The sequence below is a fragment of the Mesorhizobium sp. M0051 genome, from assembly GCF_040323235.1.
Lineage (GTDB): Bacteria > Pseudomonadota > Alphaproteobacteria > Rhizobiales > Rhizobiaceae > Mesorhizobium.
Genome location: NZ_JAMYUT010000005.1, coordinates 222,633 through 238,037, shown reverse-complemented (window position 1 = coordinate 238,037; position 15,405 = coordinate 222,633). Strand labels below are relative to the sequence as shown.

Below are 15,405 nucleotides of genomic sequence, written 5' to 3'. Positions count from 1 at the left end.
TATCGGGCAGCTCGATCTGTCTGGTGGATCATGCTCTATCTGTCCGACGCCTGCCAGCGTGGATTGATCCATGGTTCCTGGTTGGACGGCGCCAGCGGCGTGCGGCCAAGGATGTGGTCGGAAGCCTTCTCGCCGGTCATGATCGATGGCGCATTGAGGTTGCCGTTGGTGACACGCGGGAAGATCGAGGAATCGGCGACCCGCAAGCCATCGACACCGATGACCCGGCACTCCGGATCGACCACGCTCATCATGTCGTCGGCGCGGCCCATCTTGCAGGTGCCGCAGGGATGATAGGCGCTCTCGGCGTGGTCGCGAATGAAGACGTCGAGATCATCGTCCGATTGCACTTGGCTGCCCGGCGAGATTTCTTGGCCACGATAGGGATCGAAAGCCGACTGGCCGAAGATTTCGCGCGTCAGCCGGATGCAGTGGCGGAACTCCGTCCAGTCGTCTGGATGCGACATGTAGTTGAAGCGGATCACCGGCTTCGATTTCGGGTCCGGCGAGCGCAGCGTCACCGAGCCGCGCGACTTCGATCGCATCGGCCCGACATGTGCCTGGAAGCCATGCGATTTGGCCGCTGCCTTGCCGTCATAGCGGACCGCGGCCGGAATGAAGTGGTACTGGATATCAGGGTAGTCGACGCCGGCGCGCGAGCGCACGAAGGCGGCCGCCTCGAAATGGTTGGTTGCGCCAAGCCCGGTCTTGAAAAACAGCCATTGCGCGCCGATGCGCGCCTTGGAGAACGGGTTGAGCACCGAATTAAGCGTGATCGGCAGCAAGGATTGCTGCTGGATATAAAGCTCCATGTGGTCCTGCAAATTGCGGCCGACGCCAGGCCGGTCGGCCAGCACTGGAATGCCGTTCTCGCGCAAATGCTCGGCCGGGCCGATGCCCGAAAGCATCAGGATCTTGGGTGAGTTGATCGACGATGCGGCGACGATCACCTCGCGTCGCGCCTTAACGACCTGAACCTGTTTGTGAGCTTCGATCTCGACGCCGATGGCGCGTTGATTCTCGATGATCACCCGCCGCGCAAAGCCTTTGACCAGACTCACATTTTTGCGCGCGAGTGCCGGCTTCAGATAGGCCGATGCCGCCGACCAGCGGCGGCCGCCGCTGATGGTTTGCTCCATCGGCCCAAAACCTTCTTGCTTGGAACCGTTGTAGTCGTCGGTCAGTTCGAACCCGGCCTGGCGGCCGGCCTCGACAAAGGCACCGTAGAGCGGATTGCGGCGCGAGCCGCGCTGCACATGCAGCGGCCCGCCGTGACCGCGCCAGCCATCCTCGCCGCCGTCGGAGTCCTCCATGCGCTTGAAATAGGGGAGCACATCGGCAAAGCCCCAGCCGGCCGCACCCTCTTCGGCCCAATGGTCGAAGTCGCGCGCATGGCCGCGCACATAGACCATGCCGTTGATCGAGGACGAGCCGCCGATGACCTTGCCGCGCGGCGTCGCCAGCACGCGGCCGCCGAGATGCGGTTCCGGCTCGCTGGCAAAGCCCCAGTCGTAGAGACTCATGTTGAGCGGTATCGACAGGGCCGACGGCATCTGGATCAGCGGCCCGATATCGCTGCCGCCGAATTCGATGACGATGACCGAATACTTGCCGTCCTCCGACAGGCGATAGGCCATGGCCGAGCCGGCGGAGCCGGAGCCGATGATGACGAAATCTGCTTCAAGCATGGTTCATATGCGCCATAAAATCGGCGAGCGAGACATTGCCGCCGGTAGCCACAACAAGGACGGTCTTGTCCTTCACATCCACCTTGCCGCCGAGCAGTGCCGCCAGCGACGCCGCGCCCGACGGTTCGAGCACCAGCTTCATGCGCTCGAAGGCGATCCGCATGGCGCGCCGTACCGATTGATCATCGACGGTGACGCCGCGAACACCGGCGGTCTTGACCGCCGCGAACGGCGCGTCGCCCGGCCGTCGCGACATCAGCCCATCGCAGATCGACTTCGGCCCGATCGGCATGGTCTCGATGCTGCCATGCGCCAGCGACGCGCCCATGCCATTGAAACCTTCCGGCTCGACGCCGATGATTTCAGTGGCGGGCGACAGATAGTGGAAGGCGAGTGAAACGCCGCCGATCAACCCGCCGCCACCGACCGAGCATGACAAGACGTCGGCGCTGGCACCCTTGGCCTCAAGCTGGTCGAGCGCTTCGAGGCCGGCGCCCGCCTGGCCGGCGACAATCTCCGGATCGTCGAACGGATGCAGCAGGGCCAGACCTTCGGTCTCGGCGATCTCGCGCGCCTTAGCGGCGGCAACCTCTTCTCGCGCGCGCTCGCCATGGTCGGTCAGCACGACGCGGGCGCCATAGCCCGCCGTTGCGTCGCGCTTGGCGGCTGGTGCGTCGATCGGCATGACGATGGTGACGGGAATGCCAAGCGCCTGGCCGGCAGCCGCCAGCCCTTGCGCGAAGTTGCCGGAGGAGTAGGCGACGACGCCCTTTTTGGCTTCATCGGCCGAAAGCTGCTTCAGACGCCAGTAGGCGCCACGCACCTTGAACGAGCCTGCCCACTGCAGCGATTCCGGCTTGATGAAAACACGAGCGGCACCGGTTTCTCTGGCCAGTGCCGCGGATTCCAGCAGCGGCGTGATCTGCGTCGCCTGGGAGGTAACGGCATAGGCCTGTCTAAGGTGATCGAGGGAGGGGACGAGCGCTGTTGTCATCATTCGCCCCGCGGATACCTTTTGCTCTCTTCGAGATTGTCGAGGTTCATGTGGTTTCGCATGAACCGCTCCGAAGCCTTCTGCAGGGGCTGGAAATCCCAGGGGTAATAAGCGCCGTTGCGCAGCGCCGGATAGACCACCCAGCGACGCGCCTGGCTTTCGCGCACGGCGGCGTCGAAGCCGGCCATGTCCCAGCGCGCCCGGATCTTGTCCATGAACGCCACCACCAGGCCGGCATGGACGGGATCGTCGGCCAGATTGTTTCGCTCGAGCGGATCGGCTTCGAGATCGAACAGTTGAGGCGGATCGAGCTCGCAATGGACGAATTTGTATCTGCCTTCACGGATTGCAACGAGTGGCGCGGAAGAACCTTCGGCGGCATACTCCATCAAGACAGGTGCGGTGCGCTGCCCGCCATTGGCGAGCGGCAGCAGCGACTGGCCGTCGGTCCACGGCGCGATCGCGGCGATGTCGATGCCGGCGAGGTCGCAAAGCGTCGGTGTCACGTCAAGATTGGAAACCGGCGCCTCGATCAACCCGGCCGGTACGCCCTTGCCGGCAATCATCAGCGGCACCCGCGCCGAACCCTCGAAGAAGCTCATCTTGAACCACAGGCCCCGCTCGCCGAGCATGTCGCCATGGTCCGAGCAGAACAGGATGATTGTGTCGTCGGCCATGCGGGTGCGCTCGAGGACGTCCAGGAGCTCGCCGAGCTTGTCGTCGACATAGGAGATGTTGGCGAAATAGCCGCGCCGCGAACGACGCACCTGCTCCGGCGTGATCTCGAATGAGGGATAGTCGCTGGCGTGGTACAGCCGCCGGGAATGCGCGTCCTGTTCGTCAGGAGCGATGAACCCGGTTTCCGGATCCAGCGCCTGGCAATGCTCATAGAGATCCCAATACTGCTTGCGCGCGACATAGGGATCGTGCGGGTGCGACAACGAGACGGTGAGGCACCAGGGCCGATGGTTCGCATCGTCCTGTTCGCGCGCAAGCTGGTAGAGCTTTTGCGTGGCGAGGAACACGACCTCGTCGTCATATTCCATCTGGTTGGTCGTCTCGGCGACGCCGGCGCCCGTGACCGAACCAAGATTGTGGTACCACCATTCGATGCGCTCGCCCGGCTTTCGATAATCCGGTGTCCAGCCGAAATCGGCGGGGTAGATGTCGGTGGTCAGCCGCTCCTCGAAACCGTGTAGCTGATCCGGCCCGACGAAATGCATCTTGCCCGACAGGCAGGTGTAGTAGCCGGCTGCGCGCAGATGATGGGCGAAGGTCGGGATCGATGAGGCGAATTCAGCCGCATTGTCATAGACACCCGTGCGCGACGGCAATTGCCCGCTCATGAACGAGGCACGGCCCGGCGCGCAGAGCGGCGATGCCGTGTAGTTGTTGGCAAAGCGCGCCGAACGTGCGGCCAAGGCTTTCAGGTGCGGTACATGCAGAAACTCTGCCGGGCCGTCCGGAAACAGGGTCCCGTTGAGCTGATCGACCATGACGATCAGGAAATTGGATCGCTTCGTTGTCACTGTTTGCGCCGATCGCCAAGTTTGGTTTCGAGATAGTCCTCGACCAGCGCGATGGCGGTCGCGGCATCAGGCACGCCGTCCTTCAACGCCCGCCTGATGTAGAGCCCATCGATCATCGCCGCCGTCGCCTCGGCGACGCGGTCGGCTTCGGCCCTGGGCAAGATGCCGGTCAGACCGCTCATCAGGTTCGAATGGAGCCGCCGCGCGTAGACCCTGAGCAGCCGGCGCAAGGCGGATGACTTCTGGGCCTCGACATAGAAGGCAAGCCAGGAGGCGATGGTTTGCGGCTGGAACTGAATGTCGGAGAAGTTGACGGCGACTACCGCCGAGACGCGTTCGCGCGCGGTGCCGGCCGAACCAAGGGCGCGCAACGTGTCGGCGGTCAGTTCGGCCAGGATATGGCGCATCGTCGCCAGCAGCAGCTCATCCTTGGCGCCGAAATAGTGATGGGCAAGGGCCGATGAAACGCCGGCGCGCCCGGCAATCTCAGACATGGTCACGTCGAGCGAGCCACGCTCGCCGATCGCCGAGATCGTCGCGTTGATCAGCGCCTTGCGGCGCAGCGGTTCCATTCCGACTTTCGGCATTTCGCTATGTTCCTTTAAAACAGGATTATTTTTTATTGACGGGTCAATCAACAAAAAAATCGACGCTGGTTTCGTTTGTACCAAGCGATTATCGGCTTGCAGCCCTTCACGAAGCGAGCAGGACTGTTTATCTTTGAACAATAAATGCGAGGTGCGCCAGCCAGCCACGTGCTAGGCTGGCGCCAAGGATGGAGACCGCCATGACCGCATGTATCGTTGGCTGGGCGCATTCGCGCTTTGGTAAGCTCGAGGGCGAAACGCTCGAGAATTTGATCGTCAAAGTGGCAACGGACGCGCTCGACCATGCCGGCATCGGTCCTGACGAAGTCGACGAGATCGTGCTCGGCCATTTCAACGCCGGTTTTTCGGCGCAGGATTTCACCGCCAGCCTGGTGCTTCAGACCGACGACCGGCTGCGCTTCAAGCCGGCGACGCGCGTCGAAAACGCTTGCGCCACCGGTTCGGCGGCGGTCCGGCAAGGCATCCGCGCCATCGACGCCAGTGCTGCCCGCATCGTGCTGGTAGTTGGCGCCGAGCAGATGACGACGACGCCCGGGCCGGAGATCGGCAAGAACCTGCTCAAGGCGTCCTATCTGCCCGAGGATGGCGACACGCCTGCGGGTTTCGCCGGCGTCTTCGGCAAGATCGCGCAGGCCTATTTCCAGCGCTATGGCGACCAGTCGGACGCGCTCGCCATGATCGCCGCCAAGAACCACAAGAACGGTGTCGACAATCCCTATGCGCAGATGCGCAAGGATTTCGGCTATGAGTTCTGCCGCCAGGAAAGCGAAAAGAACCCTTTCGTTGCCGGTCCCCTAAAGCGCACCGACTGCTCGCTGGTCTCCGACGGCGCCGCCGCCCTTATCCTCGCCGACACCGCGACGGCACTGAAGATGCGCCGCGCCGTTGCCTTCCGCGCCAACGAACATGTGCAGGATTTCCTGCCGATGTCGAAGCGCGACATCCTTGCGTTCGAAGGCTGCGAACAGGCTTGGAACCAGGCGCTGAAATCGGCCGGTGTGACGCTCGACGATCTCTCCTTCGTCGAAACGCATGACTGCTTCACCATTGCCGAACTGATCGAATACGAGGCGATGGGTCTGGCCAAGCCGGGAGAGGGCGCCAGACTGGCGCTGGACGGCACAACGGCCAAGGATGGCCGCCTGCCGGTCAATCCGTCCGGCGGGTTGAAGGCCAAGGGCCACCCGATCGGCGCCACAGGCGTGTCCATGCATGTCTTGACCGCCATGCAGCTTGTCGGCGAGGCCGGCGGTATCCAGGTGCCCGGTGCAAAACTCGGCGGCATCTTCAATATGGGCGGTGCGGCGGTCGCCAACTACGTTTCAATATTGGACCGGATCAGGTAGAAGCAGCCCGTATTTTTGCGGGGTAGCCATGACAAATCCGGTTCTGATCGAAGTGTTGCGCGGCGCGCTCGTCGAGAGCGCGCATCGTGGCGCGGTCGCCGTCTTCGATGCCGATGGCAAACCGGTTTGGGAGATTGGCGACACGGCCAAGCCGGTGTTTCCGCGCTCCGCGGTCAAGGCGATCCAGGCATTGCCGCTGGTCGAAAGCGGCGCGGCCGACGCCTATGGCTTCGGCAACCGCGAACTGGCGCTCGCCTGCGCGTCCCATTCGGGCGAGCCGGCGCATGTCGAACTGGCGCGATCGATGCTGGCCAAGGCCGGGCTGGACGGCTCGGCACTCGAATGCGGCACGCATTGGCCGTCCAATCATGACGCCGAGATTGCACTCGCCCGCGCCGGCGGCTCGCCGAACGCATTGCATAACAATTGCTCCGGCAAGCATTCCGGGTTCCTCTGCACATGCGTCCACGCCGGCATTGCGCACCGCGGCTATGTCAAGCCGGGGCACGGCCTGCAGGAGATGGTGCGAGACGCCATGCACGCGGTGACGGGCGCTGTCCATGGCGCGGACGAGCGGGCGACCGATGGCTGCTCGATCCCGACCTATGCGGTGCCGCTCCGGAGCTTCGCGCTTGGCTTTGCCCGCATGGCAACGACAAATGGTTTTGGTCCCGAGCGAGCCAAGGCCGCGAAGCGTCTGCTGGCTGCCTGCATGGCCGAGCCGTTCTTCGTTGCCGGCACCGGCCGCGAAGACGTCGCGCTGATGGAGGCCGCACCAGGGCGGATTTTTACGAAAGGCGGCGCCGAAGGCGTCTATTGTGCCGCAATTCCGGAACTTGGTCTCGGCATTGCACTCAAATGCGATGATGGCGCCGGCCGCGCCGGCGAAGCCATGGTTGCCGCCGTTCTTGCCAAACTGCTGCGCGCCGACGAGGCCCTGGCGTCAAAGCTAAGCGCACTGGCAAAGGTGCCCATCAAAAGCCGGAACGGTGCCAAGGTCGGGGCGCTGAGGCCCACCGGCGCCTTGCATTAAACCGGCCGTCAACTGACGTGATTGCGCTCGACGGTCAGATGCGCATATCCGCTATCGTTTGACGAGGTGAGATCGCCTGTCGCCGGCTTGGCCCAGCGCTGGCCAACAACGGCGCCGTTCAGCGCGCTGTCAATGACATTGTCTGAAATGACCGCTGTGCCGGCGCCCTCGACCACCGACACGACGATGCCGGTTCCAACCTTGCGGATGATGTTACCGGTGGCGACGACATTGCGCAGATACGGCCCCCAGCCGATCTGCATGCCGTAGAGCGGCGCGTTCTCGATGACATTGTTGGAAACGGTCGTGTCGGCCTCGACGCCAATGCCGACGCCGAATCCAGGCGAGTCGGCGGGGTAGGGGCCGTTGGTCGACAGATTGCGTACGATGTTGCCCGAACAGACGCCCATCCGCCCGCCTTCGTTGAAATTCACGATCGAGATGCCGTTGGCGGCCCCATCGACGATGTTGTTGCTGATGATGGCGCCTTCGAACGAGAACTCGGAGTAAACGGCTGTTTCGCCGGAACGCGAGCAGGTATTGCCCGATATCTGCAGATTGCTGGCGCTGTTGGCGCGGATCGCCGAGAAGGCGCAGTCGGACACGATATTGCCTGAAATGACTACATTGCCGGCCCGGAAGGCATTGATGCCATTGCCGTTCTGACCGGTCCCGCCGCTGCGCGCCTGGATCCGTTCGACGCGGTTGCCAGTCACTATGGTGCCATCTTCCGCCGCCTGCCAGCGGTGCACGAGAATGCCGCCATTGGCGCAGTCGGAGACGGTGTTGCCCGTGATCGCCAGCCCGCCGGCCTCGACCGAATAGATGCCGGCATCGGCAGCCCCCGATATCTCCGAGCGTTCTACACGCCCCGTCGCGTGCTCCAGCGCCAGTCCGTTCTTGCCGCTGCCGGTGATCTGGCAATTGTCGATGACCAGATGCGCGACCCGGCGCAGATCGAGCAGCCCTTGCGCATGATCGCCCATCGAGCGGTTTGCGCCGTCGAAGACCAGCCCGCCAAGTTCGATATGGTCGGCCTGCTCGGCCATGAACAGGTGACCGTCGCCGCCATAGACGATGCGCGTTGCGCCCGGCACGCCGGAAAGACGCACGCGACTGGGCAGCGAGATGTTGGATATGACATAGGTGCCCGGCGGCAGGAACACCGGTATGTCGCGATCGTTTGCGTCGCGCAGCAGCTTGGCGAAGGCCTTGCTCTGATCGTCGAGGATGCCGGGCTGCACGCCAAGTTCCGTGGCATTGATCGAGCCGCGCATAGAGGCCTTCTCGATACCGGTCAGGCTCGCGGCCACCGCCTTGCCAAGCGAGAGGCCGACGACGGCAAAGCCGGCGGTTCCGATCAGCAGCGTTCGTCTGTTCAACATCGGCACAGGTCCTGGTTTTTGACCCTTGCACCGCAGGAATCGTGCCAGCCGGTCCGCCTCTCCGGTCGAGGGCAACGACAATCGCTTGTCGAGTAGCCTTTCCGCGCCTAAGTTCAGGGAATGAGCAGAGCTTTCACTCGCGAGGAAGACAGCGAAAACGCCATTGCCGGCGTCGGTGAGCGACCGATCAGTCACCACCGCAATCTGGTGACGGAGCGCGGCTTGGCGCAGATCGAGGACAATCTTTCCGATTTGCGCGATATACTGGCGAAAGCCGAAAGGAAGGCAGACCGCGAGCGCATCGCGTTGGTCTCACGCGACCTACGCTACTGGACCGCCCGACGTGAAAGCGCCGAACTCTCCGTGCCGGAACCGGGCAGCGACCTTGTTCGCTTCGGCATGGGCGTCACGCTTGAGGGCGATGATGGCAGGAAGGTGCACTGGAAAATCGTCGGCGAGGATGAGGCGGATCCGGCAAAGGGCACGATTTCGCACGTATCCCCAATGGCGGTCGCTCTGTTCGGCAAGAAGGTCGGCGACGTAGCCGTGGTCAACGGCAAGGAATGGGAAATCGTCAAGCTTTCCGACAGCTAGTGCATGTCGCTCAAAAGTGGCCCCGGTTTTGAGACAACGACATGCATGGAAACAAAGACCTAAAGCGCGGTGCATGAATCCATTTCGACGCGACGCGCTTTAGTCTTCGAGCTTGACGACATGGTCCCGGAAGAAGGCTGCAGCTCCGGCCTCATCGATTTCGCCAGCGGCAACCATCAAGACCAGCTGAATGACGTCCTGCTGGTCGGCCTCGATGCTTAATCCGTTGAAATAGAGAAACAGATCGGCTGCGGCAAAGGCGGTGCGCTTGTTGCCGTCAACGAACGGGTGGTTCTTGGCAATACCGAACAGGTAAGCGGCCGCCAGTTCGCACAAATCCGGATCGCCATAAATCTCCCGCTGCTGAGGACGGGAGAGCGCCGATTCCAGCATACCCTCATCTCGTATACCTGCCGCTCCGCCGTGCAGCCGCAACTGCTCGGCGTGAAGTGACTCCACGAACTCCCGCGAATGATGCTCAGTCATTTCGCGAGCGCGCGGTAGGCAACCTCGTACTTTTTCATCCGCTCACGCGCGATCTTCATCTTGCGCTCGAATTCCTCGGCGCTGTCTTCGGTGCGACGCAAACGAAGCTCTTCGCCTTCCTGAACGATGACGATGCTGTCGCCTGCCTTCATGTTCAGACGATCGAGCAACTCCTTGGGCAGGATCACGCCTTCGGAATTACCGATCTTGCGAATTGTGGTGTTCATGATGGATTATCCTGTTGCAACGTCGATTATAACGCAATCGCCGTGCGTTGCAACAATTATTATAACAAGCCTGTCAATCGGAAAGCAGCCGGTCCAGCAAGCGATCCGCTGCTTCCGGAATGACCGTGCCCGGCGGGAATATCTCAGCCGCGCCTGCTTTCAGCACCGCGTCATAGTCCTGTGGAGGGATGACACCGCCCGCGACGATCAGCATGTCGCCGCGGCCGAGCTTCTTCAGCGAGTCGCGTAACTCGGGGATCAGCGTCAGATGCCCTGCAGCCAGCGACGAGGCGCCGACGATGTGGACGTCTTGTGCGACCGCCAGCCTGGCGATCTCATCGGGTGTCTGGAACATCGCTCCGACGGTGACGTCGAAGCCGAGATCGGCGAAGGCCGTGGCGATAACCTTCTGCCCACGATCATGGCCGTCCTGTCCCATCTTGGCGACGAGTATACGCGGCTTGCCTCCGGTCTTCTTCTCGAAGGCGTCAAGCTTCTCCTGCAGCCCGTCGACAACGGGATGATCGCCAAGGGCTTTGCGATAGACGCCGGAAATGGTCTGCACCGTAGCGACATGGCGCCCAAAGGCTCTTTCCAACGCCAATGAAATCTCGCCTACCGTGGCACTGGCTCGCGCGGCCCGGATGGCGAACTCCAGCAGGTTTTCGTTACCCCGTGCGGCACGGGTCAGTGCATCGAGTGCGGTTTCGACGGCGGCGACGTCGCGCGTGCCCTTCAGCAGTTGCAACTTCGACAATTGCCTGGCCCTGACCTCGGCATTGTCGATCTTCAGCACGTCGACCTCCATGTCCTTCTCCGGACGATAGGCATTGACGCCAACCAGCATCTGTTCGCCGGAATCGATGCGTGCCTGCGTACGCGCTGCCGCTTCTTCTATGCGCAGCTTGGGAATGCCCTGTTCGGTCGCGGCGGCCATGCCGCCGAGCGCCTCGACCTCCTCGATGTGGGCAAGCGCGCGGGCCGCCAGGTCATGCGTCAGCCGTTCGAGATACGCCGAGCCGCCCCACGGATCGATGACGCGTGTCGTGCCGGATTCCTTTTGCAGAATGAGCTGCGTGTTGCGGGCGATCCGTGCCGAGTGGTCGGTCGGCAGCGCCATCGCCTCGTCGAAGGAATTGGTGTGCAGCGACTGCGTATGTCCCTGCGTCGCCGCCATCGCCTCGATCATGGTGCGTATGATGTTGTTGTAGGGATCCTGCGCCGTCAGCGACCAGCCCGAAGTCTGGCAATGGGTGCGCAGCGATAGCGAGCGCTCGTCCTTGGGCAAGAAGTTCTTCTTCATCAGGGTCGCCCACAGCAGGCGCGCGGCCCGCAGTTTGGCGACTTCCATAAAGAAGTTCATGCCGATCGCCCAGAAGAAGGACAGACGCGGCGCGAAGCGGTCGATATCGAGGCCCGCAGCAACGCCGGCGCGGGCATATTCGATGCCGTCGGCGATCGTGTAGGCAAGCTCCAGGTCGGCTGTCGCGCCGGCCTCCTGCATGTGATAGCCGGAGATCGATATCGAATTGAACTTCGGCATGTTCTTCGACGTGTAGGAGAAGATGTCCGAAACGATCCGCATCGAGGGTTTCGGCGGATAGATATAGGTGTTGCGGACCATGAACTCCTTCAGGATGTCGTTCTGAATGGTTCCGGCAAGATCCTTCTGCGCAACGCCCTGTTCTTCCGCCGCGACGATGTAGAGCGCCATGATCGGCAGCACCGCGCCGTTCATCGTCATCGACACCGTCATCTCGCCGAGCGGAATGCCGTCGAACAGTTGCCGCATGTCGAGGATGGAATCGATGGCTACCCCCGCCATGCCGACGTCACCGGCGACGCGTGGATGGTCGCTGTCATAGCCGCGATGCGTGGCAAGATCGAAGGCGACCGACAGCCCCTTCTGGCCGGCGGCAAGATTGCGCCGGTAAAACGCATTGGACTCTTCGGCCGTCGAGAAGCCGGCATATTGCCGGATGGTCCAGGGCTGCTGGATATACATGGTCGGGTAGGGGCCGCGCACGAAAGGCGGCAGCCCCGGATAGGTGTCGAGATGCGGCAACCCCTTGAGATCGCTTTGATTGTACAGATGCTTGGCGACAAGTCCTTCCGGCGTCGTCCGCTGGCCTTTGACCTCGACGGGTGCGCGGGGTGGCGGGACCCAACCGATCTGGCTGAAATCGGGTATCAAGAGGCGGCTCCGATGGATTGGTCGATGCGGACCGGAAACAGCGGCTCACAGATGGCAACGCCTTCGGTGAAGGCAGGCCGCCGTTCCGCCGCCAGCGTCTCGACCGGACTTTCGCCTTTCAGCGGGTAGAGCGTGGTGCCGATGATGACCCGCTCGCCTGCCTGGTAGGCTGCATTGCGCTGCGCTGCCGCAGCGTGAACACGCTTCTGGATAAGCCCCTCCTGAAGGCTGGACAAGACGCCGCCCTCGGCCTCGATTGTTTGCAATTGCGCCCAGGCCATCTCGCAGAGTTCGTTGGTCAGCGCTTCGACCGCGCCGGAACCATAGGCAGGATCGGCGACGTGATCGATATGGCTTTCATTCGCCATGATCAGCTGCGTGTTGCGGGCGACACGACGGGCAAAACCCGCCGGCAAGCCATGCGCGATCGTGTGCGGCAGGATCGAGATCGAATCGGCGCCTCCGGACGCCGCGGCAAAGCAGGCAATTGTGGTGCGCAGGATGTTGGTCTCCGGATCCATCGCTGTCATCATCCGAAACGACGTCTCGGCATGGATGTTGGCCGTGGAACTGGGGATCGAGCAGGTCTCCTGCACCCGCGCCCAGAGCCTGCGCAGCGCCCGCACCTTGGCCATAGACAGCAACTGGTCCTGGTCGACGCTCAGTGCAAAGCCGATATGCGGCGCGGCATAGACAAGCGGCTGCCGTGCCGTCTCGAACATTCTGAGATAGGATATCGCCGAAGCCAGCATGATGCCAAGCTCCTGCGCTTCCGTCGCACCGGCATTGTGGAACACACGTCCGTCCGCTTCCAGCAGCACGCCCGGAACGCCCATCGAGAAGAAATGCGCCAGCGACTGCGGCATCGAAGCCTGCAACGCCTCGATCGACATGCGCAGCCGGCCGGTTCCGGCGAAGATCGCCGCCGGATCGATGCCAAAGGAGAGGTTGAGTTTTGCCGGGTCTGACCGGCGCTTGCTCAGGAACGCCACCAGCCAGTCGGCCACGGCGCGGCTCCAGGGATGGGCGTCGATGCGAACCTGGACGCGGTTGAGCGGTACGCCGTCCAATACCGTCTCCAGTGCTTCCGCCGTTCTCGGCAGGCCGTAGCCGAACGCGTTCGGCGCCCCTTCGAAGACAAGTGACAATCCCGTGGCGCCTTGCGCTACGTCGTCTAGAGCCTGGGTTCTGGCGCGCTCGATATCCGGATCGTCGATGCGCTGGCTGACGATCCACGGCGATTTCGGGTTTGCGCGCACGGTCGGTTCTGCCGCTGTGCTGCGGTCGTAGAGCGGTTCGATGCGGATGTTGTCGTCGGTATGCGAGACCAGCTTCTCTTCGAAGGATGCGCCGGCGAGTGCCTTTTCCGCCAAGGCTCGCCATCGCTGGCGCTCGGCGTTCTCTGGTTCGACATCCCTGGTCAGGGCTTCGGCGGCCATCCGTCTTCCTCGCTTTATGCGCCCGCACCAGCCTGGAGCGGTTCAGTCTACGGTCCTCGGTTCGATATCGCAATCCAATGCGTTTTCAGCGGCCGAATTCGATCCAAAAGATATAGGTCGGCCCACGTGCACGAACCATGAACGATTGCCAAACACCGGCAAAATCCGCAAGCTTCAAAAAATCGATTGGAGGGTTGCCCCTGATTGAACGATTGCCACGACTTGGACGAATGGTTCCGACTTGAACGAATGGCATTGTCGCTGTGCAACGGCCTCACTATACCTGCGGCAAGGCCACTGGCTTTAAACACATCAGTTTGCGGAGACCGGACATATGGCTGACGACACCAGTATTTTCATCGGCGCCAGACGCAAGCCCGACGACAGCTATCAGCGTGCCGAGCAGTTGTTGCTGCAATATGGCAATCGTCATGGCCTGGTGACCGGCGCCACCGGTACCGGCAAGACCGTCACCTTGCAGATCCTGGCCGAAGGTTTTTCCAACGCCGGCGTGCCGGTGTTCTGCGCCGACATCAAGGGTGACCTGTCCGGCATCGCGATGATGGGTACGGCGCAGGATTTTCTCGTCAAGCGGGCCGAACAGGTCAAGCTCGACCCCTATGACTTCCAGGAATTCCCCGTCATTTTCTGGGATCTATTCGGCGAACAGGGTCATCCTATCCGCGCCACGGTTTCGGAAATGGGGCCGTTGCTTCTGTCGCGCCTGATGAACCTGACCGAGGCGCAGGAAGGGATCATGAACATCGCCTTCCGCCTGGCGGACGAGGAAGGCCTGCTGCTGCTCGATATGAAGGATCTGCAGGCGCTTTTGGCCAACATCGCCGAGCGCGCCGAGGAGATCGGCTCGCGTTACGGCAATGTGACGAAGCCATCGGTCGGGGCTATCCAGCGAACGCTGCTGGTCCTGGAGCAGCAGGGCGCGGCAAACTTCTTCGGCGAGCCGGCACTGCGCATCGCCGACATCATGCGCACCACCCGCGACGGGCGCGGCGCCATCAGCGTGCTTGCCGCCGACAAGCTGATGATGAATCCACGGCTTTACGCGACCTTCCTGTTGTGGCTGATGTCGGAACTGTTCGAGGTGCTGCCGGAAGTCGGCGATCCGGACAAGCCGAAGCTGGTGTTCTTCTTCGACGAGGCGCATCTTCTGTTCGACGAAGCACCCAAAGTGCTGGTCGATCGCGTCGAGCAAGTGGTCCGGCTGATCCGCTCGAAAGGCGTCGGCGTCTATTTCGTCACGCAAAACCCTTTGGATATCCCTGAAAAGGTTCTCGCCCAGCTCGGCAATCGCGTACAGCACGCGCTGCGCGCCTATACGCCGCGCGAGCAGCAGGCGGTGAAGACGGCGGCCGAGACGTTCCGGCCTAATCCAGATTTCGATTGCATGACCGCCATCACTCAACTCGCCACAGGCGAGGCGCTGGTCTCGACGCTGGAAGCCAAGGGGGTTCCGTCGATGGTGCAGCGGACACTGATACGCCCGCCATCGTCGCGGCTTGGGCCCATCACGGTGGCCGAGCGCCAGAAGCTGATCCAGGAAAGCCCGGTCGCCGGCCAGTACGATCAGGTCATCGATCGCGAATCGGCCTTCGAGATGCTGCAAAAAAAGGCCAAGGATGCGCAGGATGCCGAGGAGCAGGCGCAGCAGGCCGGCAGCGGTCGCTCGCGCTGGACGATTCCGGGCTTCGGCAACGACGAGTCCGCGCCGCAATCCGATGGCAGGCGCTCGCCTGCACCGCGCCCGTCCAACCGCCAGACGGTGGCCGAGGCGGCGATCAAGTCGGTGGTTCGATCCGTCGGCTCGTCAGTCGGTCGGGCAATCGTTCGCGGCATCCTGGGCAGCCTGTCGCGGGGGCGTTAG

13 protein-coding genes are annotated in these 15,405 nt (G+C 62.6%); 4 read left to right on the top strand and 9 right to left on the bottom strand.

All coding sequences use genetic code 11. From position 1 onward, the window contains the following. Window positions 1-35: 35 nt before the first annotated feature. The 4 genes from betA to betI are packed head-to-tail and all read right to left on the bottom strand — an operon-like array spanning window position 36 to window position 4,798. Complete coding sequence (gene betA / locus NKJ90_RS07895) at window positions 36-1,688, bottom strand: choline dehydrogenase (protein ID WP_023760511.1); 1,653 nt, start codon at window positions 1,686-1,688, stop codon at window positions 36-38. Continuing rightward, window positions 1,681-2,682 carry a threonine/serine dehydratase family protein gene (locus tag NKJ90_RS07890; protein ID WP_023760510.1) on the bottom strand — a complete coding sequence of 334 codons (1,002 nt, stop codon included), beginning with the start codon at window positions 2,680-2,682 and terminating at the stop codon, window positions 1,681-1,683. The genes betA and NKJ90_RS07890 overlap by 8 nt, the downstream gene beginning before the upstream one ends. After that, window positions 2,682-4,211 (bottom strand): choline-sulfatase, encoded by a 1,530-nt coding sequence (betC, locus tag NKJ90_RS07885; protein ID WP_352485864.1) that lies wholly within the window; start codon window positions 4,209-4,211, stop codon window positions 2,682-2,684. Before betC ends, NKJ90_RS07890 begins: the two co-directional genes overlap by 1 nt. Then, on the bottom strand, window positions 4,208-4,798 hold the full coding sequence (gene betI / locus NKJ90_RS07880; RefSeq protein WP_023760509.1) for a choline-binding transcriptional repressor BetI: 591 nt from the start codon (window positions 4,796-4,798) through the stop codon (window positions 4,208-4,210). Before betI ends, betC begins: the two co-directional genes overlap by 4 nt. A gap of 200 nt (window positions 4,799-4,998) precedes the next feature. Here betI and NKJ90_RS07875 point away from each other — a divergent pair, with 200 nt between their 5' ends. Beyond that, window positions 4,999-6,165 (top strand): acetyl-CoA acetyltransferase, encoded by a 1,167-nt coding sequence (locus tag NKJ90_RS07875; RefSeq protein WP_023760508.1) that lies wholly within the window; start codon window positions 4,999-5,001, stop codon window positions 6,163-6,165. A gap of 28 nt (window positions 6,166-6,193) precedes the next feature. Beyond that, window positions 6,194-7,198 carry an asparaginase gene (locus NKJ90_RS07870; RefSeq protein ID WP_023760507.1) on the top strand — a complete coding sequence of 335 codons (1,005 nt, stop codon included), beginning with the start codon at window positions 6,194-6,196 and terminating at the stop codon, window positions 7,196-7,198. Between the two features lie 8 nt (window positions 7,199-7,206). On the opposite strand, the gene NKJ90_RS07865 is transcribed toward NKJ90_RS07870, so the two are convergent. Further along, window positions 7,207-8,583 carry a TIGR03808 family TAT-translocated repetitive protein gene (locus tag NKJ90_RS07865; RefSeq protein ID WP_023760506.1) on the bottom strand — a complete coding sequence of 459 codons (1,377 nt, stop codon included), beginning with the start codon at window positions 8,581-8,583 and terminating at the stop codon, window positions 7,207-7,209. Between the two features lie 120 nt (window positions 8,584-8,703). Here NKJ90_RS07865 and greA point away from each other — a divergent pair, with 120 nt between their 5' ends. Continuing rightward, window positions 8,704-9,177, top strand: a complete 474-nt coding sequence (gene greA, locus NKJ90_RS07860; protein WP_023760505.1) for a transcription elongation factor GreA — start codon at window positions 8,704-8,706, stop codon at window positions 9,175-9,177. 99 nt (window positions 9,178-9,276) lie between these two features. Here greA and NKJ90_RS07855 read toward each other — a convergent pair whose 3' ends face one another. From NKJ90_RS07855 to NKJ90_RS07840, 4 genes are all read right to left on the bottom strand, one after another. Continuing rightward, window positions 9,277-9,663 carry a type II toxin-antitoxin system death-on-curing family toxin gene (locus NKJ90_RS07855; RefSeq protein ID WP_023760504.1) on the bottom strand — a complete coding sequence of 129 codons (387 nt, stop codon included), beginning with the start codon at window positions 9,661-9,663 and terminating at the stop codon, window positions 9,277-9,279. After that, window positions 9,660-9,890, bottom strand: a complete 231-nt coding sequence (locus NKJ90_RS07850) for an AbrB/MazE/SpoVT family DNA-binding domain-containing protein (protein WP_023760503.1) — start codon at window positions 9,888-9,890, stop codon at window positions 9,660-9,662. The genes NKJ90_RS07855 and NKJ90_RS07850 overlap by 4 nt, the downstream gene beginning before the upstream one ends. A gap of 73 nt (window positions 9,891-9,963) precedes the next feature. After that, on the bottom strand, window positions 9,964-12,084 hold the full coding sequence (gene scpA / locus NKJ90_RS07845; RefSeq protein WP_023760502.1) for a methylmalonyl-CoA mutase: 2,121 nt from the start codon (window positions 12,082-12,084) through the stop codon (window positions 9,964-9,966). Then, entirely contained in the window at window positions 12,081-13,523 is a 1,443-nt protein-coding gene (locus tag NKJ90_RS07840) for a methylmalonyl-CoA mutase subunit beta (RefSeq protein ID WP_023760501.1), read from the bottom strand. Before NKJ90_RS07840 ends, scpA begins: the two co-directional genes overlap by 4 nt. 334 nt (window positions 13,524-13,857) lie before the next feature. Between NKJ90_RS07840 and NKJ90_RS07835 the strand changes: the two genes are divergently transcribed. Next, entirely contained in the window at window positions 13,858-15,405 is a 1,548-nt protein-coding gene (locus NKJ90_RS07835) for a helicase HerA-like C-terminal domain-containing protein (protein WP_023760499.1), read from the top strand.

Coding starts and splice junctions, on each gene's coding strand:
- betA (WP_023760511.1), bottom strand. CDS start 1,688: ATGCTTGAAGCAGATTTCGTCATCATCGGCTCCGGCTCCGCCGGCTCG.
- NKJ90_RS07890 (WP_023760510.1), bottom strand. CDS start 2,682: ATGACAACAGCGCTCGTCCCCTCCCTCGATCACCTTAGACAGGCCTAT.
- betI (WP_023760509.1), bottom strand. CDS start 4,798: ATGCCGAAAGTCGGAATGGAACCGCTGCGCCGCAAGGCGCTGATCAAC.
- NKJ90_RS07875 (WP_023760508.1), top strand. CDS start 4,999: ATGACCGCATGTATCGTTGGCTGGGCGCATTCGCGCTTTGGTAAGCTC.
- NKJ90_RS07870 (WP_023760507.1), top strand. CDS start 6,194: ATGACAAATCCGGTTCTGATCGAAGTGTTGCGCGGCGCGCTCGTCGAG.
- NKJ90_RS07865 (WP_023760506.1), bottom strand. CDS start 8,583: ATGTTGAACAGACGAACGCTGCTGATCGGAACCGCCGGCTTTGCCGTC.
- greA (WP_023760505.1), top strand. CDS start 8,704: ATGAGCAGAGCTTTCACTCGCGAGGAAGACAGCGAAAACGCCATTGCC.
- NKJ90_RS07855 (WP_023760504.1), bottom strand. CDS start 9,663: ATGACTGAGCATCATTCGCGGGAGTTCGTGGAGTCACTTCACGCCGAG.
- NKJ90_RS07850 (WP_023760503.1), bottom strand. CDS start 9,890: ATGAACACCACAATTCGCAAGATCGGTAATTCCGAAGGCGTGATCCTG.
- NKJ90_RS07840 (WP_023760501.1), bottom strand. CDS start 13,523: ATGGCCGCCGAAGCCCTGACCAGGGATGTCGAACCAGAGAACGCCGAG.
- NKJ90_RS07835 (WP_023760499.1), top strand. CDS start 13,858: ATGGCTGACGACACCAGTATTTTCATCGGCGCCAGACGCAAGCCCGAC.